This window comes from Bacillus sp. FSL R5-0820 (assembly GCF_038593385.1).
In the GTDB taxonomy this organism is placed as follows: Bacteria; Bacillota; Bacilli; order Bacillales; family Bacillaceae; genus Bacillus; species Bacillus altitudinis.
Genome location: NZ_CP151991.1, coordinates 3589538 through 3612316 on the forward strand (window position 1 = coordinate 3589538; position 22779 = coordinate 3612316).

The following is a 22779-nucleotide window of genomic DNA, read 5'->3' on the forward strand; positions in this document are numbered from 1 at the left end:
GGAGATGTTTCACATGGAACAATTAATTGAAGCGAAACAATTGTCTTTACAAATTGATTCATTAAAAGGACAAAAACAGACCATTCTTAGAAATATTCACTTATCAATTAAACGTGGAGAATTTGTCACCATTATGGGACCTTCAGGATGTGGAAAAACCTCTTTGCTTTATCAACTTAGCGGTATAGAGACATCCTCCAGAGGGGAAATCAAATATAAAGGTCAACTGCTATCAGAAATGACAGACAAACAGTTAACAGCTTTGCGCTTATCAGAGATGGGATTCGTCTTTCAACACAGCCACTTACTAAAGAACCTCAATCTATTTGATAACATCATTGCTGCAGCTTACTTAGCGAAGAAAATGCCGAGAAAAGAAGTCAATGAACGAGCAAAATATCTAATGGAGAAACTTGATATTGATCATTTAGCTGATAGATATTTATCAGAAGTATCAGGAGGACAGCTCCAAAGAGCCTCTATCTGTCGAGCTCTTATGAATGAACCAAACATTCTTTTTGCAGATGAGCCCACAGGTGCTCTTAATTCAAGAACCACAAAGGAAGTCATGGATATTTTTTCACAAATCAATTCTGAAGGAACAACTCTGCTTCTCGTCACCCATGATCCAAAAGTGGCCCTTTGCTCTGAAAGAATTTTGTTTATGAATGACGGTGAAATTTCAGCTCATTTAAATTTAGGAAAATACGATCGCTTCACCGCTGAGAAACGAGAGGCCTTGTTAAACAAGTGGTTACAAAACTTAGGGTTTTAATTGGTGTAAAACAGGCAGCTTTCTGCCTGTTTTATTTTTTCTTACACTCAAAGGAGTAATCCATAGTCAAACTATTTGTTTCTAGTATGATTTTGCCGTCTTCTTGTTGACAAGATTCTGTCAGCAACTCAATTTCTTTGCTATAAAAGTATCTCTTTGAGATATAAAGAGTGACTAAAACAAGTAAAAGCGTAGTAATCACAATTGTCATTTGCCAGTTTAACATTTGAAATCTTTTTTTCATTTCAACATCCTTTCTGAAAGGTCAACACTTGTCTCGGATTTTCACCTTTCTCAGTAACTACCAGTTTCTTTCCCAAAATCATCTAGCAACATCATAACTGATTTTCCCTTCTAGATCGACCTTTCATTGTTCTTCTCTCATAGCTAAAATAGCTTTATTTCATATATTCAGATGGTATTTTCGACCATAAACTTAAAACTAATAGTATCTATCACGTTTTTAGACTTCCAAAAAAAGATTTTACTCATTTGAATAAACAATCAATGATCATTACAATAACGTACATCTCATGACATAAGGTCCTTTTTATTACCTCCTGTCAATCACCTCTCTGAAACGATTATATTTTACCAAAAATTGTGATATCGTTTTTTATTGAAACAGGCGAAAGGATGTTAAAGAGGTGAAATTTCCATGATGATCATTTCAGCTGAACAGGTGGGGAACCGTTTAAATGATTGGCGAATTGCCATTCGTAAGCATGATGTACACAATGCAAAGACAATCTACACAGAATTAAAGGAATTACTTCAAGAGATGGAAGAGAATCAGGAGGTCTTGACCTACTATTCATTGCTAGAAGGCAAGTTTAAGCTCATGTTATATGAACGAAGGGGTAAAAAACTGAATGAACCGACAGTGCTAGAATACCCTTCTAAAACAAACGACTTAATTGAATACTATTTTTACCTATATAAAGCCCTTTACGCTTCATATAACAGAGACTATGCATCAGCCATCGGACTGTTTAAAATTGCTGAGAAAAAACTGCAAAACATTCCTGATGAAATAGAAGTAGCAGAATTCCATACGAAGGTCGCAAACCTATATATGATGCTTCGCCAAAGCCTGATTTCACTTCATTATATTCAGAATGCCATCGATATTTTCAAAGGTCATGATGGCTATGAAAGAAGACTGGCAGCAGCTTTTGTGATCGCAGCCACCAACTTCATGGATATTGGCGATTTCAAAAGAGCTGAGAATTACTACACAAAAGCATTACACATCTCAAATCAATTAAACGATCATTTTCTAGCATCACAGCTTTATCACAATATCAGTATTCTATATGCCGAAGCTGGAGAATCAAAAAAATGTATTGATGCCCTAGAAAAGGCTCTTAGTGATGATGACTACCTTTCATCTTGTTATTTCGAACACTCCATGTTTATGTTACTAAAAGAGCTGCTCTCCATTGATGAAAAGTCGCAAGCTCTCTATTATTTTGAATTAGTCAAACAAAAACAAGAAATAGACAGAAACCCCATCTATACAGCAAAAATGAATTTTCTCTATCACCTATATTTCACTGAAGACATATCCAAAAAAGCTCAAACCTGTTTCGATGACATCAGTATTCTGAAAGAACTAAAGGATGTTGAAGGTACCCGTGAATTAAGTGCACTAGCTGCCAAACACTTTGAAGAGCTGGGTTCAATTCACCAAGCATATCTCTTTTTGAAGGATGCCTATCAATTGGAACACACTACACTTAATTGGAGGAATTATGATGAAAAAAGTGAGTTTACTCATTTTCGCTTTAGCCATCGTTGTTTTCGGACAAACGGTGTCTTACAATTCGTTAAATGATACAAATCTTAACCCAACAGAACGACCTATTGGAACATAAACCGATACAATACAAATAACCACTTGCCTCATTACAAGGCAAGTGGTCCACATTTATTTTAGTTCTTGATAAGAAATGAGGCGGTGAATATGTACCGCCAGATACGTAAGTTCGTCATTTGGAATAACAATACTGTGCACCTGTTTAATATAATCTTTGATTTTGAAAGCCACATCCATCGCTTGAGGATACAAGTGTGCAATTTGTTCAAACAACTCATTTTCTTGATCTGATAATAATTTATTTGCGTAAAATCTTTCAACAAAGAATTTCACATGTGTAATAAATCGGCTGTAATGAATATTCTCTTGATCCATTTTCATATTCAACGTATAGCGGACGAGATTCACAATACTTCCGATCATCTTGGCATACTTCATGCCATCTTTGGAATCGGACTCTTCACCTAACGCATTAATTAAATGGAAGGCGATATTGGCCGCTTCTTCCTTTGGTAATTGTATGCCCAATGTATTGTTGACTAACTCAAGCGCATAATTACCTACTTCAAATTCTTCGGTATAGTAGTTTTTGATTTCCCAGTATACTCGATTTGTAATATTAATATTCTTCTTGTGCCGTTCTACTGCAAAATTCAAATGGTCCATCAAGGTAAAATAGACACCAGAATTCAGACTTGAGTTTAAGCGTTTTTCAGCATATTGAACAATATGCTGAGTTAAATCGATAAACTCTTGCGGCATTGAATCTAACAGTTGGAGAAATTCCTTCGCTCTCATGTTATCGACAGACATAAACACTTGATCTGCCTTCTTTTCTTCAATCATTTGACCTGGTTTTTGTCCATAACCAATCCCCCGGCCGAATAGAACCATCTCCTGTTGGTTCTGATCTTCAGCCAGAACCACACTCGAGTTTAAAACTTTTTTGATTTTAAACATCGTCATCACCTGTTTTCATGATTGTGGTTTTTCAATCAAGCGATTCACCATTTGTTTCAATGACCTTTTTGTACCAATAAAATGAGTCTTTACGAGAACGTTTTAATGTACCGTTTCCATCGTCATCTTGATCTACATGAATAAACCCGTATCGTTTTGACATCTGTGATGTACCTGCACTAATAATATCAATTGAGCCCCAGCTCGTATATCCGAAGAGGTCAACGCCTTCTTCCACCGCTTCTCTCATTTGGCGGAAATGCTCTTTGAAATAGTTAATACGATAATCATCGTGAATTGATCCATCACTTTCAACAACATCTTTTGCACCCATGCCGTTTTCTACAATGATCAGTGGTTTTTGATAACGATCATATAATTCTATTAAAGAAATTTTCAGACCAACCGGATCAATTTGCCATCCCCAATCAGTAGATGGAAGGTAAGGATTTTTGACCCCACGGATGGTATTTCCATCCGTTTTTTCTAATCCTTCATCAGCTGATTCAGTTAAAGACATATAGTAGCTGAACGAGATAAAATCTACTGTATTTTCTTTTAAAATAGAAAGATCATCTGATTCCATTTGGATATGAATGTTTTTTCTCTCAAGCATGCGCTTGATAAGCGGAGGGTATTCACCAAATACCTGAACATCTGCATAGAAATAGTTTTCTAAGTTTTGTTTCAATGCCCGCTCCACATCATTCGGATGACAAGTGTGCGGATACGTTGTTAATTTTGTCAGCATACACCCTACTTGACTGCCTGGTATGATGCGATGACAATCTGCTGTTACGAGTGCAGAGGCAATGAATTGATGATGGAGTGCTTGATAAACCGTCTCTTCCTCTTTCCCTTCTGGGCAGCGATCAGGAATAATTCCTGCTGTAATAAAAGAGTGGCGGTGAATACTATCTATTTCATTAAAGGTCAGCCAATATTTCACATCATGTTTATAGCGTTCAAAACATACATTGGCGAACTTAACAAAGAGATCAACGACTTTTCTTTCAACCCAGCCATTATATTTCACGCTCAGTGCTAACGGCATTTCATAATGTGACAGCGTCACAATCGGTTCTATGTTGTGTTTTTTCATTTCTGCAAATAAACGATCGTAAAATTGGAGTCCTTTTTCATTTGGTTCTTTCTCTTCTCCAGTTGGGAAGATACGGCTCCATGCAATAGAAATGCGAAGAGTTTTAAAACCCATTTCAGCAAATAGAGCCAAATCCTCTTTATAGTGATGATAGAAATCAACACCTCTGCGTTTTGGATACTTTTTATCATCTGGGTCTTTCATCGCTCGATCTATATTTTCAGAAGTAACAGCTAGATGCCCTTCATAATCTTCTACACTCAAATTAGAACGGTACATCGCAATATCAGCAACAGATGGGCCCTTTCCATCTACATTCCAAGCGCCTTCTGCTTGGTTGGCGGCAATGGCGCCGCCCCATAAAAATCCTTTTGGAAAACCTTTTATTGTCGTCATATGTTTAGCCTCCTAATTGGGTGATAACCATCAATGTATCTTGGCGATTGACCTCTTGTAATGGCTGTACCTTAATATCATATTGATCTGTATTCGTGATGACAGCAAGCGTAACTGGATCGTATCCTGCTTCCATGATTTTTTCTACATCAAATTCAATGAGTAAATCCCCTGCTTGTACACGATCTCCTGCCTGCACTTTTGGATAAAAATACTGTCCTTCCAACTGTACAGTATCAATGCCAATATGGAATAATACTTCAACCCCTTTGTCCGTTTTCATACCAAGTGCATGGTTTGTTTCGAACAGCAAGGTGACCTCACCATCTACTGGTGCATATAACGCTCCTTCTGAAGGAACAATGGCAATTCCGTCTCCCATGACCTTTGAAGAGAAAATATCATCTTTTACTTCAGATAGAGAGATCATTTGACCAATCACAGGGCTTTTGAAAGTTTCCCCTGCTCCAATTTGTTCAGCAAATGCTTCTTGATCATTTGTCTTTTCTTCTACTTTTTTATCCTTACCTAATACAAAAGCAGCGATAAAAGCAACAACGAAGGAAATGACAGCTCCAATGACAGCAAACATTAGATTTCGTGGAAGCTCATCTGATATAAACATCGACATACTTGCTAATCCAGGACCAACTAGTACAAAGGCTTGTATACCAACTAATCCAATGAAGATCCCGCCAACAAACGAACCAATCATGACACTTCCAAGTACGCGTTTATTTTGAAGTGTCACACCATACAAAGCAGGCTCTGTGATGCCAAAAAATGCTGAAATTCCTGCCGAAATGGCTGTTGATCTGAGTACCTTGTCTTTCGTGCGTAGTGCCACTGCGAAACAAGCTCCACTTTCCGCAATATTATGCGCAAGGGATGCTGGTAAATAAAGTGCTTCTTTCCCGAGGTTCCCCATCGTTGTCACTGCATAAGGGACCATTGCTTTGTGCATGCCTGATGCAACCATAAACGGGAGTACCGCTGCTAAAATTGCGACAGCTACCCAGCCTACTGTATTAAACATCGCAAGAATAACGGATGAAAACCCTTGTCCTGCTGTAAAACCAAGTGGTCCTAATAGCAGTAACGTAACTGGTACAGTAATGACTAATGACATCATTGGGACAAAGAAAATCCGAATTGGTTTTGGTGAAAATCGTGTGAAGAATTTTTCCATTTGAGCGTAAAGCAATACAGAAAGGATTGCTGGAAACACTTGATACGCATAAGCTATATTTTTTACGTCGAATGACATTAATTGCGCACCTTCAGTAAGCATGGCTGTCATGTTCGGAAGAAGGAGTGCACCGACTGCTGATAATGCGACCAGTGGGTTTACCTTTAGTTTATTTGCCGTTGTGACAGCGACTAATAATGGCAGGAAGTATAGTGGTGCGTCACCCACCATGTTCAGTATTTGATAGGTTTGGCCTTTTGCATCCACCCAGCCTAATAAAGAGAAAAGGAGAAGAAATGATTTTAAAATCCCTCCGCCTGCGATAGCCGGAACAAGCGGCTGGAAGACACCCACAATGAAATCTAATAGAACTGTGCCTGCTTTTCTTTTTTCTTTTGGCTGATTGGATGGCACGCCTTGCCCAGACGAGCTGCCGCCCATTAAATTTGTTACCTTTTGATACACTTCAATCACGTCATTCCCAATGACCACTTGGCATTGTCCTGACATTCTAACTGCTATGACACCTGGTGTTTTTTCTAATGCCTGTACATCTGCTTTTTTCTGATCAATTAGTGTGAAGCGAAGTCTTGTTGAGCAGTGCTCAAGGTGCGCAATGTTTTCTTTACCACCTACATGCTGCAAAACATCTTTGGCGACTTGTGTGTAATCCATTTCTTCTCCTCCTTTTCTCATACATGAGACCTATATTTTGGCAATAAAAAAAGGACCTAAAACGACAAATTAAAGAAATTCATCGTTTTTAGATCCTGCCTGCATGACCAGTCACATGTCTAATTTATTTATATTGGATTTGTTTTTAGTATATATTGATTATATGAAAGCGTCAACATTTATTTTTCTGAAATTTATTAAGGTCTATATACCCAAAATACTTTTCTTTATTTACTTAAAGCAACTCTTTTGTTCCTTCTATCATCAATCAACAAAATGTTTCTCCATAAAAAACCAGATAAGTTGATTCACTCATCTGGTTTAAGATGCCTATTTTCTCTTTTCTTCTGCTTTCTTTTTAAATGCTTTCGCTTGTTTTTCATATTCCTTTTTCGTGACAGCTTTTAACTCTACTGAATCGCCTGTCATGATATATGGTCTAGGGAGTTTTTTAAATTCCTGATACGTGAAAGCTTTTATCTCTATAGTACCGTTAGTCTTTTTAATTGGCAGTTTGATTGATTTTGCATCTCGATCAGTCGAACCTATAATGACACCTCGTTCAATTATAGGATCATAGCTCATGTCTAAATAGTCTCCACCATCAGTTTCGCCCCCGACCTCTAATTTCATTTCTTTATAGGGCTTACACCCCTCTTCAGAAACAGTTGTTATTAGAAAAGAGCCGAGCCATCCATTCTCAATATGCATGCTTTCCACTTGTAAAAATAGTTGTTTGTCCTCTGCCGTATATAGAAAACCATATACCTTCGCTACTTTATCCCTGAAGTGTCTCATATTGTCATAAAATCTAGTTTCTGATGTATCAACTAGATGTTGATGTCGATCTTGAATTTTTTTGTGATACGAATCTAGCTTTTTTCGATTGATTGCTTTATATATCCTGCTTTTCTTATCACCTTGTTTTTTTACAGATAGGTCTTTCCCAGACATTTGAACTTCGTATATGATTGTTTCTTTGCCTTGTTTGACTCGAAATTCATAACCGTTTTCCTTTGAACTCCCGGACACTACATATTGTTTTTTATATATTTTGGGATCCCACCATATTTCTTCTATATACTTTTCATTCAAATGCCCCGTTACTTTGCCTTTATTCTCAGATATCTCAAACCAGCTCATTTTATCCTTCGTTTTATACGCAAATGCATAGGCATGATTCAATGAATTCTTTTGTGCGATTGCTTGATATGCTGTCCAGCCGCCTCCACCTAAGACGAGTACTGCCAGGATAGACACGACCCACATTTTCAATTTACTCATAGGTACCTCCACTAATATATGATTTAAAAAATCTTCATTATCCCTATTTATTCAACTAAATTCTGATCGCCCTGAAATGCCATTCACAACATTCATCTGTTCCAACACGATCTACTTTTGCCATTCTTTCGCCTTCTTTTTAAATGCTTCCGTTTGTTCTTGATATTCCTCTTTCGTGACCGCTTTAAATTCTATTGTCCCGCCTGCCATTTTAAAAGGAAATTTAATGTATGTTGCGTCTCGGTCAGTTTCCCCTAAAATAAAACCCTTTTCAATTGCAGGATAAGTACTCAAATCAAACATCATCCCATCTGAAACTCCACCGGCTGTATGTTTCGTTTCTTTATATGGTTCACCACCATCTCCTGGGACCTTTCTCATTAGAAAAGAACCTGCCCATTCAGACTGCATATACATTCGTTTTACTTTTAGAAATAGTTGGTACGAACCATCCTCTGCCGTATACAGATAACCATAAGCGCCTGTTACTTTCTTAATGAAGTTTCGTACATAATCATGAAATCTATTTTCCGTGTCATCCATCAGTTTCTCATATCGAGTATGAATGTCCTGTTGAACAGCACGTAGGTTTTTTTGATCAACTGCTTTGTATGTGATGCTGTGCTTTTCACCTTGTTTTTTCACAGAAAGATCTTTTTCGGCAAGGTGAACTTCATATGTGACCGTTTCTTTCCCTTGCTTCACATAAAATTCGTAACCGTTTTCAATTGATTTCCCAGTTAATTGATATTTGTTGATAAATAGATTGGGATCATAATGCCTTTTCGGATTTTCCTCTAAAATGGTTTCATTCAGATGACCTGTTACTTTTCCGTTTCTCTCCGTTACCTTGAACCAGTTCACACGATCATGAGTCTTATATGCAAAGGCGTAGGGATGATTCAATACACTCTTTTTTGCGATTGCTTGATAGGCTATCCAGCCGCCTCCACCAATCAGTAGTACCGCCAGAATAGTCATGATCCAGATTTTCGATTTACTCATATGTCCCCTCCAAACTATGATCGTTCATTCTATATGAAGGATTCCTCTCATTGATTAACAAATCAGTGATCTCTTCACCTCCTTTCTAGCATTTATTTTTTTCTCATACCTCTTGTATCTGCAGTTATACATCGTTTATTATATATCTAAATGATATATCTTTTAGATAGGTGTGTTGATCAATGAAAAAATACAATGATACGACGTATGCGATTTTGGGGATTTTAACGACAGATTGTAAGTCTGGGTATGAAGTGAAGCAATTAATTGATAGGAGCTTGCATCACTTTTGGAAAATTAGTTATGGACAAATTTATCCAGCTTTAAAGTTAATAGTCGAGGAAGGGCTTGCGAAGGTTTCACCCGCTTCTACAACTGGGCGCTCAGACAAGCGGGAGTATCATCTGACTGAAAAAGGGCTGGACACGTTGAGGCAATGGCTGGCGCAGCCGCTCGATCAAGTACCATCAGAACGAAATGAAGTGTTATTAAAGTTATTTTTTGGTCAATATCTTTCGTTTGAGAAAAAATTGGTGCTTTTGCAGGATTATGAGAGGCAGCTCCGTATCCGTTATGAGACATATGTTGCGATTGAACAAAACATTCAAGAGCTGTATCCAGATGAAGCTGATGCGAAGTATTGGCTGTATACGTTAGATTACGGAAAGAAAGTGGCGCAGGCTGGAATTGATTGGTGCGTGGAGACCTGTGAATCGATGAAGAAAGAAGGGTGAACAAATGAAAAAAAATATACGTGCTGGCAGGTATACAACAGACAATTCTGAGCCGATTGTTGTGTTCATTATCGGAATGAGAATCAATAAACGCTGGGCTGTCCATCAATGGCTGCCAGTATTTAAGGCGATGCCGGGGATGATCAAAGAACTTTATACACATCAAGAAGAACTTGGTTTTCTCGGGACAGAAAATTACTTCGGTTTACGCACCACTACCATGATCCAATATTGGAAATCAACAGAGGACCTCCTTGCCTACGCCAAGATGGAGAAGCATTTGGCTGCTTGGAAAGGATTTAACCAAAGAGCACGAAATAATGACGCGGTCGGAATTTATCATGAAACGTATCAAATTCAAGCCGGCTCATATGAATCTATCTACGTGAACATGCCTTCATATGGATTGAGCCAAGCGAAAGCGCCCATCCTAATTGGAAAAGGGAAAGGAAAAGAAACTGCAAAAGAACGCCTTTCTACAACAAATTCCTAGAGCTGATTCTCTAGGAATTTCTTTTTGCAACCATCACAAAATGTTTTAATATGCGGGCAGTTAATCCCCAAATGGTGTAACGATCGTAATCATAAAACCACTCCTCAATCGAACGACTCCCCCAGCTGTATTTTTCACCATTCATGATTTTTTCATAAGGAAAGTCCTCTCCTGGTGTTGGCTGCACCGATACATGGTGTAAGTACGGTTCGTATTGGCTGAGCCATGATAGAGGCACAGTAAAGGTCTCCTCTACTTCTTCTTGATTAAAGGAATGTTTGACCTGCTGTTCATCAATGATCCCGACAAATGGATATACCACAAAGGATGGTGAGGCAATATAAGGGCTGAGCTGTCCTAAAACCTTGACGGATTCGGGCGGAATCCCTAGTTCTTCATATGTTTCCCGCATTGCAGCTTCTTGTGCGGTTTCGCCGCCGTCGAGTTTGCCTCCTGGGAAGCTAATATCGCCAGGCTGTTTTCTCATCGTCAGTGATCGCACTTCAAATAAAACATGCCATTCCCCGTCTACTTGCACCAAAGGGACAAGGACTGCCGCTTTGAACGCTGTCTCTTCTCCGATAAATAGCGGCTGTGATTGATGTAAGTCACTTTTTAATTGATCAATGAACATGGGCATCACCTATTTTCTGTTTCTCTTTTCTTTAGCGTATCATTGATTCTCTTTTGAATAAAGGCGATCTTTCTGACAATTACTTTTATCATTTTGACAAATATACTTGTCAAAATGAATATAATACTTTACAATCAAGATAACATTTTGATCAGAGTTGAGGTGACAGAATGAAAAATCGGCTAAAAGAGCTGCGGGCACGTGATGGTTTAAACCAAACGGAGCTTGCGAAACGGGCAAAGGTTTCCCGCCAGACGATCAGCTTAATGGAACGAGATGAATTAATGCCGTCTCTCTTACTTGCTATGAGGCTTTCACGTATTTTTCAAGAACCCATTGAACATATTTTTCTATTTGAGGAGGATGAACTCACATGAAAACTGTATACAAAATGCTCTTAGGTGCTCTCCTTGGTTTTCTCGGTGCTTACTGTTTGCTGGCAGCCGAATTTGAGCTGACACTTCTGCAAGCTTCATTTGAAGCGACTCTTGTCATCACTGGCTTGACAGTTCTATTCATCATTTATTGTTTTTCAGGCATTTCACGCATGAAGAAAAGAGTCTCTCTTTCAGTATCTGGTGATGAGGAAGATGAACTAGAGGCAAAACAGTACCGAACCTTTACTGATGTAACGTTAGCTAATACGGTGAGTACCATTTTATCGATTATTGCAATTGGTATTTCCATCGTAACCGAGCAGCCACTCTGGCTGATTCTCGCAAATGCTGCCTTATTTTTGATCACCGTCATTCTTTCTTATGCATCGATCTCTGTCCTAAAGCTCGTCTATCCTAATCGTCACCTACCTAGTCCAACCGATAAAGATTATGGCAAAAAACTGCTCGCCATTTCTGATGAAGGCGAAAAGCATGTGATGCTCGATGGGCTTTTTCACACTTTCCAAATGATGAATATTTTATTGACCGGTGCCATGTTTATTTTGATTGTCTATTCTCTTGGCGCCAATCACTCTCAGCTCTTCTCCATCATCGTCGTTGGGCTTGTTCTGATCATTCTTAATGCATACTATATGTTGAAGATTCGAAATCGTTAAATAAGCAAAAGCACAGCCATTTAAAAAGGCTGTGCTTTTTTCGTTCATTATGCTGAACGGCGTTTCTTTCGTGCATAAATCAAAAATAGAAACCCAAACCATACGGGTGTCAATAACAGGGCTGGACGTGTAGCATCAGCGAAAAGCATGATGACAAGAATGGCAGCAAAGAGCACAAGAACCGCTATATTCACAAAAGGTGTAAATGGCGCTTTAAAGGTAGACGCCTTATGCAGTTCAGGACGTGTTTTCTTATATTTCAGATGGCATATTAAAATAATACTCCATACCCAAATGAAACAAATGGCACTAATCGTAGTCACAATACCAAAGGCTTGTTCAGGAATCAGCTTGCTTAAAAGAGCCCCTACTGACACCACAATCGTCGACACAAACAGGGCATTACTTGGAACAGCATGCTTATTTAGACGGCCAAAAGATGCCGGTCCTTGTTTTTGATGACTGAGATTATACAAAATTCGGCTCGTTGAGAACATACCGCTATTACAAGCAGAAGCCGCAGATGTCAGGACGACAAAGTTGATGAGTCCCGCCGCTACTGGTATCCCAATGAGCCCAAAGGTTTTCACAAAAGGACTTTCTGATGCACTGAGTTCTGTCCATGGGTTGATGCATAGTAATACAAAAATCGCACCTACATAGAAAAATAGAATTCTTAATGGAATTTTATTAATCGCAGACGGGATATTTTTTTGCGGATTCGCTGTTTCTGCTGCTGACACACCGACAAGTTCCACGCCCACATACGCAAAAATCACCATCTGGAATGACAATAAGAAGCCTGTCACACCATTTGGAAATAATCCTCCGTGTGACCACAGATTCGTTACCGTCACGGGCCCTGCATCTGTTTGAAAACCAATGATTAACAGGACAATTCCAACGCCAATCAACAGTAATATCGTAATCACTTTAATAAGTGCAAACCAAAATTCCATTTCTCCAAAAAGCTTCACCGTTAATAAATTAAATCCTAGCAAAATCAATAAACAAATAATAGCAGGAATCCACTGCGGAATATCAAACCAGTACTGCACATACACCCCGACCGCAATAACATCCGCCATCGCTGTCATAATCCAACAAAACCAATACGTCCACCCTGTCACAAAGGAAGCCCATGGTCCAAGATAATCTTCTGCTATATCCGTTAAAGACTGATAGCCCGCCTTAGATAAGAGCAATTCTCCAAGTGCCCTCATGACAAAAAAGATGGCCATTCCGACAATTAAGTACGCAATAATGATCGATGGTCCTGCCAATTGAATAGCCTTTCCAGACCCTAAAAACAGCCCCGTTCCAATCGTTCCGCCAATGGCAATTAATTGAACATGACGGTTTGATAAATCTCGCTTTAACTCTTGTTGTGCCAATTTCAACACCCTCCTACGACACGATCCTATACTGAAATAATGAACTCTCAAAAAGTCCATAAAAAAAGAGATTGGATGCGCTCCAATCTCACGGTCATAAAAGAATAGCAAAATAGAGAAAAGCAATACACAGTATGATCCATGCATCACAAATACAATATTTCGTACTCTTCTGTCCTTTTGCCTGAGATTGTGAACCCTTCGGCGCCGCACATACATGCGGTCTCTCCAGAAGCTGCTCCTGCCATAGTGTGACCCACAGCAATCATAGCCTTCGATATTTACTTTAAATGTTGCTATTTCTGAATAATTTTATATTTTACGCCTCTAAAAGAAAGCTGTCAATGGTAATCTTTTAAGATGTTGTTTCCTCCATATCTGAAGCTGATATGACATCACTTCATCAACACCCCTTGATTAAGGTATAATGAAACAAAGAATGTTCGGCTCGTTTGGTGGAGACATCCATCTTGATGATGAACCATAGTTAGGCAATCCAATGAAGTTGGTGAAGACAAATGAAAAAAATGAACAAACAGCGTGTGACATTACAAGAAGTCGCTCGGCATGCCGGTGTATCGACTTCAACGGCCTCACTCGTTGTTCGCAACAACCCTAGGATCTCTGAAGCCACCCGGAAAAAAGTGCTGCAATCCATGGAGGATTTGGGATACGTGTACGATCGCGTCGCTGCCAACATGCGGTCGAAAAGTTCAAATATTGTGGGTGTGATCGTCACGGATATTTCAAACACCTTTATTTCTGAATTTTTAATCGGTGTGCAAACCACACTTGAATCACTTGGCTATACCGTTTTACTTGGGACAACCTTTGATAGTGTAGATAAGCAGGAGCGGCTCATCTCCACAATGGTAGAGCACCGAGTGGGTGGAATCATCTTAAATCCAGCATCGAAAAGTTCGACACGAACGGTGAAACAGTTAAACAACATTCGCACACCAAAAGTATTGGCAAACCGTGAATTAGCAGATGTCCATTGTGATTATGTCGGCGTTGATTATGAACAAGGCACTTGGATGGCGGTCCGTCATCTTCTTCAAAAAGGTCATCGCCGCATCGCCTTCTTAGGTGGAATCAAATCCTCCTCGACTTGGATTGAACGGATGAAAGGGTTCAAAAGAGCCCATGATGATGAAGACCTAACGATGGATGAATCTCTTATTATCGATATGGTGCCTACCCGTGAAGGCGGGAAAGAAGCCCTTGCCCAAGTGATTGACCTTCCCGAACCACCTACTGCTATTTTTTGCTTCAGTGATTTAGTGGCGTTTGGGGTGATTCAAGAATTAGCAGCGCGTGACATCAAGCCTGGTGAAGACATTGATGTAGTTGGATTCGATAACATCCCTGAAGCGGAGATGTATCACCCGCCGCTCACCACAGTCTCATCTTTTCCACGATCCATTGGAGTCAAAGCAGCCAACCTTTTGTATCATAAAATGAACGAGCAGGATGAAGAACTGCAGCGATTGATATTAAAGCCTCAACTTCATATTCGAGAAACCTCGACATGATCATGAAAAGGAGAATTGCAAAGCGATTCTCCTTTCAGATTGTTGACAAAGTGCTAAAATGAACTTTATTTTAGCACTTTGTCTTCTTTTCAGCGTGATAGAAAACCTTTGCAGTCTAGGAAGGACGAGCACTGGCACGGAGCGAATTTGACATTCGTGAGTACCAGCGCACAGGACTGACAAAGAATGCGAGGGTTTGTCTACACGCTGAAAGGAGAATTGCAAAGCGATTCTCCTTTTTTTATTGAGCAAGTCAACTATTTCTTTATTACATTTTTCTTTTTTTAAATCGCAAAGTCATAAACTTGACACATTTTATACACAGGAGTATATTTATCTCGTTGCTTCTTTTAGTATATCGTTATACCTTTTATGAACATATCGTTATTTATGATATCAACTACAGTTAAAGATGGATCTTTTGATTCTGATCAAATCGAGAAAGTCCATCAACTTATGATAACTGTTATTATTTTTAATTATTTAGTAGAACGATGTACTTATTTGAAGAACAGATGAATATTCATTATTTTTTCATCAATCACACAAGGGGTGTTGTGATGGACTTAATATTATTTACGTTTAAGGAAATAACAAAGGGTAACAAGAATTTGGCCCGAACAGGGTTTCAAATATAGGAGTGGGAACATGAAAAATCCATACATTAAATCATCACTTGGCATGTACTTAAACTATTTCATGCTAGGCATGATCAATATTATTGTGGCATCAAACATGGAAAGCTTATCTGAACGCTACCATGTAGATATTCCAAAAATCAGCTTGCTTGTATCAGCAATCGGTATCGGTAAATTAATTGCTCTCTTTTTCTCTGGCCGGCTGGCAGACAGCTGGGGGCGAAAACCTGTCATTATTACAGGTAACTTTCTTTACTTATTATTCTTAATTGGGATTCCAACGACGACCAATTATACATTGGCTTTCATTTTTGCCATTTCCGCAGGGATTGCAAACTCATTGCTTGATTCAGGGACATATCCTGCTTTGACAGAGTCATTTCCTAAAAAAGCAAGTTCAGCTTCTGTATTAGTGAAGGCGTCTGTATCAATTGGTGCGACTGTTCTTCCATTTATCTTGGCATTCCTTATTGCACATGACATCTTCTGGGGCTGGGCATTCTTTGGTCTAGGACTTCTTTATTTACTTGTAGGCATTTACTTGATCTTTATGCCGTTCCCAAATCATAAGCAAACGGCTTCTCAAAACGATCTTCCCGTTCAAGAGCAAATGAAGGAAGAACCGAAAATGTTTGGTGAAGGTTTAGCTGTTGTACTTATGGGATTCACGTCTACTGCATTATTTGTCGTATGGCAAACTTGGCTTCCACAGCTCGGGTTGAAATTGATTGGGCTTGGTTCAGGACAAGCGACACAGCTTCTTTCTTATTTTAGTATTGGTGCACTCGTATCTGTTCTATTGCTTTCAATCGTATTAGATAAATTCATTTCACCGATTATGGTCGCCATAATTTACCCAATCGGGGCATTCCTTGCCATGCTTTCACTATTTCAAATCGAAACGTACGGCATTGTCATTGTTAGTACCTTTTTCTTAGGATTATTTACAGCCGGCATTTTCCAGTTGGCGATGAGTATTATGATGAAATTATTCCCTACAAACAAAGCAACGGCTTCATCATATGTCAACATTGCGGCAAGTTCAGCGTTTATCCTTGTTCCGCTGATTACAAGCGGACTCGTTAGCACGTACGATATTAAAATGACTTTATTCTTCGATATGATCATTGCGGTCATCAGCGTATTGTTAGCAGTCTTTGTTTTACGACGCATGAAAAAATTGTTTAGATAATTAAAGGAGATGTCAATCATGACAAACATACACGAACGTAATATTGATGGAAAAACAAAATTAGTCGGTCTTCTTGCAACACCAATCGGGCACAGCCTGTCACCACGGATGCACAACCTTGGCTATACACTAACAGGAATCAACTATGCTTACCTTGCTTTTGAGGTAGGAAATGATGAACTAGAAGCAGCAGTAAACGGGATGAAAGCAATGGGTGCAGCTGGATTTAACGTATCCATGCCGAACAAAATGAAAGTACTCGATTACTTAGATGAACTAGATGATTCTGCAAGACATACTCGCGCAAGCAACACAGTTGTAAACAAAGATGGCAAGCTGGTTGGCTACAACACAGATGGTCTTGGTTACGTAAGAAACTTAATTGAACATGGCGTTGAATTAGCTGGACAAAAGGTTACACTCGTTGGATCTGGCGGCGCTGCAACACCGATTGCCATTCAGCTTGCACAATCAGGTATTCGTGAAATTAGTATTTTTGCTCGTAATGATCAATACTTTGTTCAAGCAGAAGAAAATGTAAATTACATCAACAACGAAATGAAATCATTCGGTGTCAAAGCGAATATCTTCCCACTTGAAGACAAAGACGCTTTCCGTCGTGAAGTAGCTGAAAGTGCGATCTTAGCAAACGGGACAAGCCTTGGCATGAAACCATTAGATGAACTCAGCATTATTGACGATACCCTTGATGTATTACGCAAAGACTTAATCGTGACAGATGTTGTCTACAACCCGCAAAAAACAAAACTTCTTGCTCAAGCACAAGAAGCTGGTGCCAAAACGATTAACGGTCTTGGCATGATGCTATGGCAAGGTGCCCTTGCGTACAAACTGTTTACTGGCGAGGATATGCCAGTTGAACAAGTGAAACAAATTCTATTTGAAAATGACCGTTTCTAAACGAAACACAGAAAAAAGACGACCTCCGCTTTGGAAGTCGTCTTTTTTTATTCGTGTATCATAATCCGGCGATATCGATTGAGGATATACATCGCCCCGATGATCGCAACAACAGCGACACCCGCATCAAATATAAAGATTTGCAAAATGGTCGCGTGGGTTTCGATCAAACCAGTGACAACCGGAATCACAATGGCGGACACTCCGCCTGCTGTTGAGATAATTCCTGTCATCGTCCCTTTGTTTTTCCAGAAGAACTCAGCCATTACGGTTAACGTCAGCTGAAAGACACCAGCTGTTGAAAAGCCCAATACAAATGCATTGACGGTCCCGATGACTGGAGACTTCACGACCAATAGCACACATATAGAAGCGAGTGTAATGATCGGATAGAGTAGCAGCACGGTGACCGGACGAACAATGCGGCGCAAAAGAAATGCGAGCAATAAGACAGACAGCAAACCGCCCATGCTATAGTAACTAAGCAGCTTCACAGCACTGCCAGAAGCCATTCCCAATATTTCCTCACCGTACGTAGGCAGCCAAATTTGCGGCAAGGCGTACAGACCATTTGATGTAAAACTGATCACAATCAGTGCGACCCCTTCTCTCCAAAACGTAGGCTCTGATGAGAAGCGCGGAAGTCCATCATGCTCCGTCACCTGAACTTGCTCCACCTTGCGATGATTCGGAAATGGCAATGTCCACAACATCATCACATTCACTAAATAGATAAAAGCAGGTACAAAAAACGCAAATCCATAAAACAGATCATGCTCTGCTAAAAAGAAAATAGCGAGCGGCAGAATGGTCGCCCCAATCGAAATAAACGCCTTCACCATCACATTTGCAGATCCCGAGTTTTGAGGAAAAGCTTCCATTAAAGCCGGATACGTCCCTGCATCCATCGCCGAATTCGCCACCCCTGCCAAAATCGCAAACGCAAACGCGATTTGATAATTCGGAGACAATGGGATTCCAATGAGGAACACCGCCATCAGCACCCCCGAAACCAAAATGACCGGCTTTCGTCCAAAACGATCTGACAGTACGCCCGATAAACCATACGTGAGCACCCTGCCAATACCGAGTGCAGATATCATATAACTTATCCCCGCACTATTTGTATCTAATTGTTTGATCAAAAATGGCATATTAGAAGCCAAAATAATATTGACCATACCTAATAAAAAATAATTGATATAAAGACTAGAAGCCGTTCTCAAATACGGATTCCTCATGCTGACACACCCCTCAACACATTGCAATGAAGTGACAAATAATGGTTACGCTTACAAGATTCATGCGTGAGGAGAAACAGCTTTGCAACCTTCACGTACTTGAAACATCTCATCATTTCATACAGCTTACATGCCCTTCATTTATCAAGCATCTCTTCAAATTTTCACTAGCTCTTATTTTATATGAATGTGAAAGGTAATGATAGTGAATTGCTTAAATTTGAGGGAAATGGTTATAGAGAAAAATCCCTGTCATTTTTTGAAATGAAGCTTGATCTAAACTCACATTCCCCAAAAACTAAACTCATAAAAATATTCTGTACGCTCTATGCATAATCCAAAATGAAAATCCTCTGCTATTAAAATGAAATCTCCGTATCCACTTAAAAATTTGGTTTGCTCAAGAAGTTGATTTAAATGATGAAACACTTCATCCACATTCACTAAAAGCGCTTCAATTTCATGATCTCGGAAAAAAAGCAATCTCCCTTGTTTAGGAATCTCTTTTATCCTCCCGACCATTTCATTTAACATTTGTGTAGACTTTTCAATATGCTCTAGATAGTTGTCTCCATGTATTTGACTTTTATGTTCTCTCGATTGCAGGAAAGTAAATACCTTCTGACAAAAAAATTGATTCTCTTCGACCTCCAAAAAAGGGGGTTCTGGAAGTGTCATATAGCTTAATTCGTTTATTAAGTGCTTTCTTCTGCTTTTTCTTTTTAAGGTTTCGATTTTTGTTTTTCCTTTATTATTCATAGGAGCACCTCCACAAGGCGTATAAACATTGCTCTCTAGACATCTCCCCCTTGAAAATTCCACCAGGCTACACGGTGGAATGAACTGATTTCTAGATAACTATGCTTTTTTTCAAAATTTCCGGATATAAATCTAGGAAATCAATATAAATGGGGACTTTGTATAATTACATGTACGTAATAATGAATCTTATGTTGTTTAAAATCCCGAATAAATACATTCCTACTTACTCTTTTTACAATGTGACATTTTTCATCAGTGTAAATTAAATAATCTTGATCAGTATAAAACCAATCAAGATCTTATTTCATCATTAAATTTCAGCAATAACGGACTAATTTGAATGTATTTTTGAAATGAAATCTCGAAGAACTGTCTTTGCTGGTAGGTTCGCAGTAGTAGTCAACATTTGATTTATACGTTCTGTAATCTGAGGATGTTTCAGTACTATTTTTTTACCCTCTTCAATAGGATAACTTCTTAATGTATCAATACAAATCTCAAATAATTCCGCATCATTAGTATTCAGCAAATCCAATAAAATATGAAACTCATATTCATTGCACTCATTATCGAGACAGTACGCAATTTTTCGCTGCCACTCTATTAGTTTATTGAGTACCTGTTTTGATAGTTCTTCCCAATCGTTTAGGCTAAAATACAAGAGTATCTCACTTACTAGTATTTATCAGCGGATAAAATTTTATCCAGTTCTATATACATTTTTAATGCTCCAATGATGGTTCCACATATTTTTCTTTTTAAGCATTGTTTGGTTTTTATTCATTATAAGACCACCACCATAGAAACGGCAAAACAGAGAAGCACTAGCCTTATTAACCTCGTAGAAATACATACAGTTTTATTTCCACCAGTTAGATGTAATTTCTTTTAAATGAAATTCTATAAAATCTATCACTTTGCTATAGTCATCAGAGCTAAACTCCTGAATAGGATTGTCCCAATCTGTATTTTTAACTATTAGAACAAGATAGTTGCCATCTGAAGATAAATCGGGATACCAACCTAAGTCCAATGTTATTGATGATTTCTCATGATAAAGCTGTAACAAACTTTCAGTGAACATAAACCATCTTTCATCTTCTGTTTCTAACTTTCTAGGGTCAATTTCCCAAAAATGATTATAACGGACATTCCAACCTTCAGTTATCCTCAAGGGATGAATGTTTACTTCCGGAATATCAAGTTTCACATGCTTTCTCATCTTTATCCGACCTCTTTGTTAATTTTATAGTTATTTTATTCCTAATTTGTTTAAATACTTATTTAATCTATCACCAGCTATTGGATGACCGTGATACACATTACCACTCGTTAGTTCTCCTCTAATCCAACTAGTAGATTTTCCATTATCATAACCAACAACTTTACCAGTATCATAAATGAAGTAAAAATTATTATTGCCATTATCAATGATATGCCCTCTTTGAAGAGCTTCTTTTTCTATCACTTTATTATTTATTTCAGGTAGGTATTGAGCATTTCGTCTTCCGGTTTCACTAAAACGTTTCGCTTCTTCGGCAGTTCTAGCCTTTAAATGCTTATTATCATGATGAGAATATACTGCACTATTTATCTTTATTCTAAAATCTTTTCTACCATAATAACTTTTATGAGCAATTTCATCATGCCTTTTTGAAATATTAGGTATACCTGAACTCTTTACACCCATCTTCCCATGAAACCCTTTTGCCCCAAACGGCAAAAGCATCCCAAGCGCCGCATTCATACTCGCTTCCTGCTGTTCTTTCGAGACTTTATTTCCAAACATATCTCGACCCGTAATCGCTTCGCTGAAGCCGTTAGTTGCGGTGAGTCCATATAAGCCTTTTTGAGATGTTTTCAGGGCGTCAAAAGACTTCTGTGATGTCTTGTAAATGTCGACCGCTCTTACTGCGGCGGACGTGGCTTGAGTCGTTTTATAAACGGCTTTACCGCCTTTGAAAATGCGTCCTGCCCATCCGACGATTGGGATATATCCTGCTGCTGCCATGCCGCCTGCGGCGACTCGCTGGCCTGCGGTGAGTTCTTCACCTGTGATCGGATCGACACCTGTTGCGGCACGTTTTGCATCGTTCACGCCTGTCAGCTCATTAACGATATTCCCACCGTAATCAAGGGCTTTTTCATACCAAGGACGGTTGGCTAGTGCTTCTTGTTCCTTTGCAATCTTGCGGGCTTCTTCTTGATCTTTTTTTATTTTTAGATATTCAGAAGTTTGCTTCTCAATATCGCTTTTTGCCTTGTAGATTTCGCTATTTTGATACGCTTTCTTGTCAAAATTCATAGGCGAAATGGATTTTCCGTCATTTGTCGCATTCATCATTTCTGCGTACAATGCCATTGTAGCTTGCTGCTCCGTCTCTGACAAAGCATATTCATCTTTTAAATTTTGATCAAGCTCTCTTAGGTCTTTCACTGTCTTTTTTCGCTCGTCTTCCGCATCTTCTATTTTTTCATCAAAAGTTTGGCTATCAAATACTTCTAGTGAAATGAGGTCATCTATGTCTTGAAAAATGGTTTTAAGAGCGTTTTTTTGATCCTTTACAATACTTTTGGCATTTTTGATTCCCATATGTACAGCGTTGTCTAAAAAGTGTTCTTCTACAAAGGTATCGCCGCCAAAGTTTGTATCATCAAGCGTTCCAGAAACACCTTCATGAAAGGCTTTTTGCTTATCAATAAAGCTGATGAACATGTCCACATTTCCGGCGAGTTCTTTGTAGAAGCTTTTAATGTTATCGGCACCTTTTCCAGTAAAGTCGTCACCGAGATTGGCAACACCTTGTAATGCCTTTTTTAAATCTATCATTTGTTCGCGGAGTTCCTGATAGTGTTTTGCCCTTGTATCCATGGCACTGGTTAGTGCTTTTGCATCAAGTATCTTGCCCAGAAGAAGCCACTCCCTCCATTATTGATCATAAAGTCTATTTTACCGTGACCTTCAAAACGGAAAAA

At 38.9% G+C, this 22779-nt stretch carries 20 protein-coding genes and 1 riboswitch; of the genes, 9 read left to right on the top strand and 11 right to left on the bottom strand.

Annotation, left to right across the window (positions count from 1 at the left end; all coding sequences use genetic code 11):
* Positions 1-13 precede the first annotated feature (13 nt).
* A complete protein-coding gene (locus NST15_RS18520) occupies positions 14-775 on the top strand; it encodes an ABC transporter ATP-binding protein (RefSeq protein WP_008347378.1) in 762 nt (253 codons plus the stop codon).
* 658 nt (positions 776-1433) lie between these two features.
* Positions 1434-2612, top strand: a complete 1179-nt coding sequence (locus tag NST15_RS18525; RefSeq protein WP_342498735.1) for a Rap family tetratricopeptide repeat protein — start codon at positions 1434-1436, stop codon at positions 2610-2612.
* 93 nt (positions 2613-2705) lie between these two features.
* On the opposite strand, the gene NST15_RS18530 is transcribed toward NST15_RS18525, so the two are convergent.
* The 5 genes from NST15_RS18530 to NST15_RS18550 all read right to left on the bottom strand — a co-directional run bounded on the left by NST15_RS18530 (position 2706) and on the right by NST15_RS18550 (position 9205).
* Positions 2706-3554 (bottom strand): PRD domain-containing protein, encoded by an 849-nt coding sequence (locus NST15_RS18530; RefSeq protein WP_008347382.1) that lies wholly within the window; start codon positions 3552-3554, stop codon positions 2706-2708.
* 31 nt (positions 3555-3585) lie between these two features.
* On the bottom strand, positions 3586-5052 hold the full coding sequence (locus NST15_RS18535) for a glycoside hydrolase family 1 protein (RefSeq protein ID WP_025208280.1): 1467 nt from the start codon (positions 5050-5052) through the stop codon (positions 3586-3588).
* A 4-nt stretch (positions 5053-5056) separates the two neighbouring features.
* Entirely contained in the window at positions 5057-6916 is a 1860-nt protein-coding gene (locus tag NST15_RS18540) for a beta-glucoside-specific PTS transporter subunit IIABC (RefSeq protein WP_060832785.1), read from the bottom strand.
* A gap of 330 nt (positions 6917-7246) precedes the next feature.
* The gene (locus NST15_RS18545) at positions 7247-8200 is read right to left on the bottom strand and encodes a hypothetical protein (RefSeq protein ID WP_060832786.1); all 954 of its coding nucleotides are present in this window, start codon (positions 8198-8200) and stop codon (positions 7247-7249) included.
* A gap of 111 nt (positions 8201-8311) precedes the next feature.
* Positions 8312-9205, bottom strand: a complete 894-nt coding sequence (locus NST15_RS18550; RefSeq protein ID WP_342498736.1) for a hypothetical protein — start codon at positions 9203-9205, stop codon at positions 8312-8314.
* 182 nt (positions 9206-9387) lie between these two features.
* On the opposite strand from NST15_RS18550, the gene NST15_RS18555 reads away from it, so the two are divergent.
* Together NST15_RS18555 and NST15_RS18560 are read left to right on the top strand one after the other, a co-directional pair.
* Positions 9388-9939, top strand: coding sequence for a PadR family transcriptional regulator (locus tag NST15_RS18555; protein WP_008347390.1), 552 nt, complete (start codon positions 9388-9390; stop codon positions 9937-9939).
* A 4-nt stretch (positions 9940-9943) separates the two neighbouring features.
* The gene (locus tag NST15_RS18560) at positions 9944-10432 is read left to right on the top strand and encodes a DUF4188 domain-containing protein (RefSeq protein ID WP_008347392.1); all 489 of its coding nucleotides are present in this window, start codon (positions 9944-9946) and stop codon (positions 10430-10432) included.
* Positions 10433-10442: 10 nt separating this feature from the next.
* Here the strand turns inward: NST15_RS18560 and NST15_RS18565 are convergent, their stop codons facing one another.
* The gene (locus NST15_RS18565) at positions 10443-11066 is read right to left on the bottom strand and encodes a CoA pyrophosphatase (protein WP_317328340.1); all 624 of its coding nucleotides are present in this window, start codon (positions 11064-11066) and stop codon (positions 10443-10445) included.
* A gap of 170 nt (positions 11067-11236) precedes the next feature.
* On the opposite strand from NST15_RS18565, the gene NST15_RS18570 reads away from it, so the two are divergent.
* Positions 11237-11443 (top strand): helix-turn-helix transcriptional regulator, encoded by a 207-nt coding sequence (locus NST15_RS18570; protein WP_008347396.1) that lies wholly within the window; start codon positions 11237-11239, stop codon positions 11441-11443.
* Positions 11440-12120 (top strand): DUF3169 family protein, encoded by a 681-nt coding sequence (locus NST15_RS18575; RefSeq protein ID WP_272511282.1) that lies wholly within the window; start codon positions 11440-11442, stop codon positions 12118-12120. The genes NST15_RS18570 and NST15_RS18575 overlap by 4 nt, the downstream gene beginning before the upstream one ends.
* A gap of 47 nt (positions 12121-12167) precedes the next feature.
* Here NST15_RS18575 and NST15_RS18580 read toward each other — a convergent pair whose 3' ends face one another.
* Complete coding sequence (locus tag NST15_RS18580; RefSeq protein ID WP_045033632.1) at positions 12168-13514, bottom strand: amino acid permease; 1347 nt, start codon at positions 13512-13514, stop codon at positions 12168-12170.
* A 162-nt stretch (positions 13515-13676) separates the two neighbouring features.
* Positions 13677-13756: riboswitch (glycine riboswitch) on the bottom strand.
* Positions 13757-14032: 276 nt separating this feature from the next.
* On the opposite strand from NST15_RS18580, the gene NST15_RS18585 reads away from it, so the two are divergent.
* From NST15_RS18585 to NST15_RS18595, 3 genes are all read left to right on the top strand, one after another.
* Positions 14033-15049, top strand: coding sequence for a LacI family DNA-binding transcriptional regulator (locus tag NST15_RS18585; RefSeq protein WP_024720466.1), 1017 nt, complete (start codon positions 14033-14035; stop codon positions 15047-15049).
* 648 nt (positions 15050-15697) lie between these two features.
* Positions 15698-16879 carry an MFS transporter gene (locus NST15_RS18590; protein ID WP_007497314.1) on the top strand — a complete coding sequence of 394 codons (1182 nt, stop codon included), beginning with the start codon at positions 15698-15700 and terminating at the stop codon, positions 16877-16879.
* Between the two features lie 18 nt (positions 16880-16897).
* Positions 16898-17800 (top strand): shikimate 5-dehydrogenase, encoded by a 903-nt coding sequence (locus NST15_RS18595; protein WP_017368407.1) that lies wholly within the window; start codon positions 16898-16900, stop codon positions 17798-17800.
* A 47-nt stretch (positions 17801-17847) separates the two neighbouring features.
* On the opposite strand, the gene NST15_RS18600 is transcribed toward NST15_RS18595, so the two are convergent.
* The 4 genes from NST15_RS18600 to NST15_RS18615 form a co-directional block, all read right to left on the bottom strand.
* Entirely contained in the window at positions 17848-19041 is a 1194-nt protein-coding gene (locus NST15_RS18600) for an MFS transporter (RefSeq protein ID WP_025208290.1), read from the bottom strand.
* Between the two features lie 282 nt (positions 19042-19323).
* Positions 19324-19800: a hypothetical protein gene (locus NST15_RS18605; protein WP_035390064.1), complete on the bottom strand. Its 477-nt coding sequence runs from the start codon at positions 19798-19800 to the stop codon at positions 19324-19326.
* A gap of 862 nt (positions 19801-20662) precedes the next feature.
* Positions 20663-21025, bottom strand: coding sequence for a hypothetical protein (locus tag NST15_RS18610; protein WP_035390066.1), 363 nt, complete (start codon positions 21023-21025; stop codon positions 20663-20665).
* Positions 21026-21055: 30 nt separating this feature from the next.
* Positions 21056-22714 (bottom strand): T7SS effector LXG polymorphic toxin, encoded by a 1659-nt coding sequence (locus NST15_RS18615; protein ID WP_342499070.1) that lies wholly within the window; start codon positions 22712-22714, stop codon positions 21056-21058.
* Positions 22715-22779: the final 65 nt, after the last annotated feature.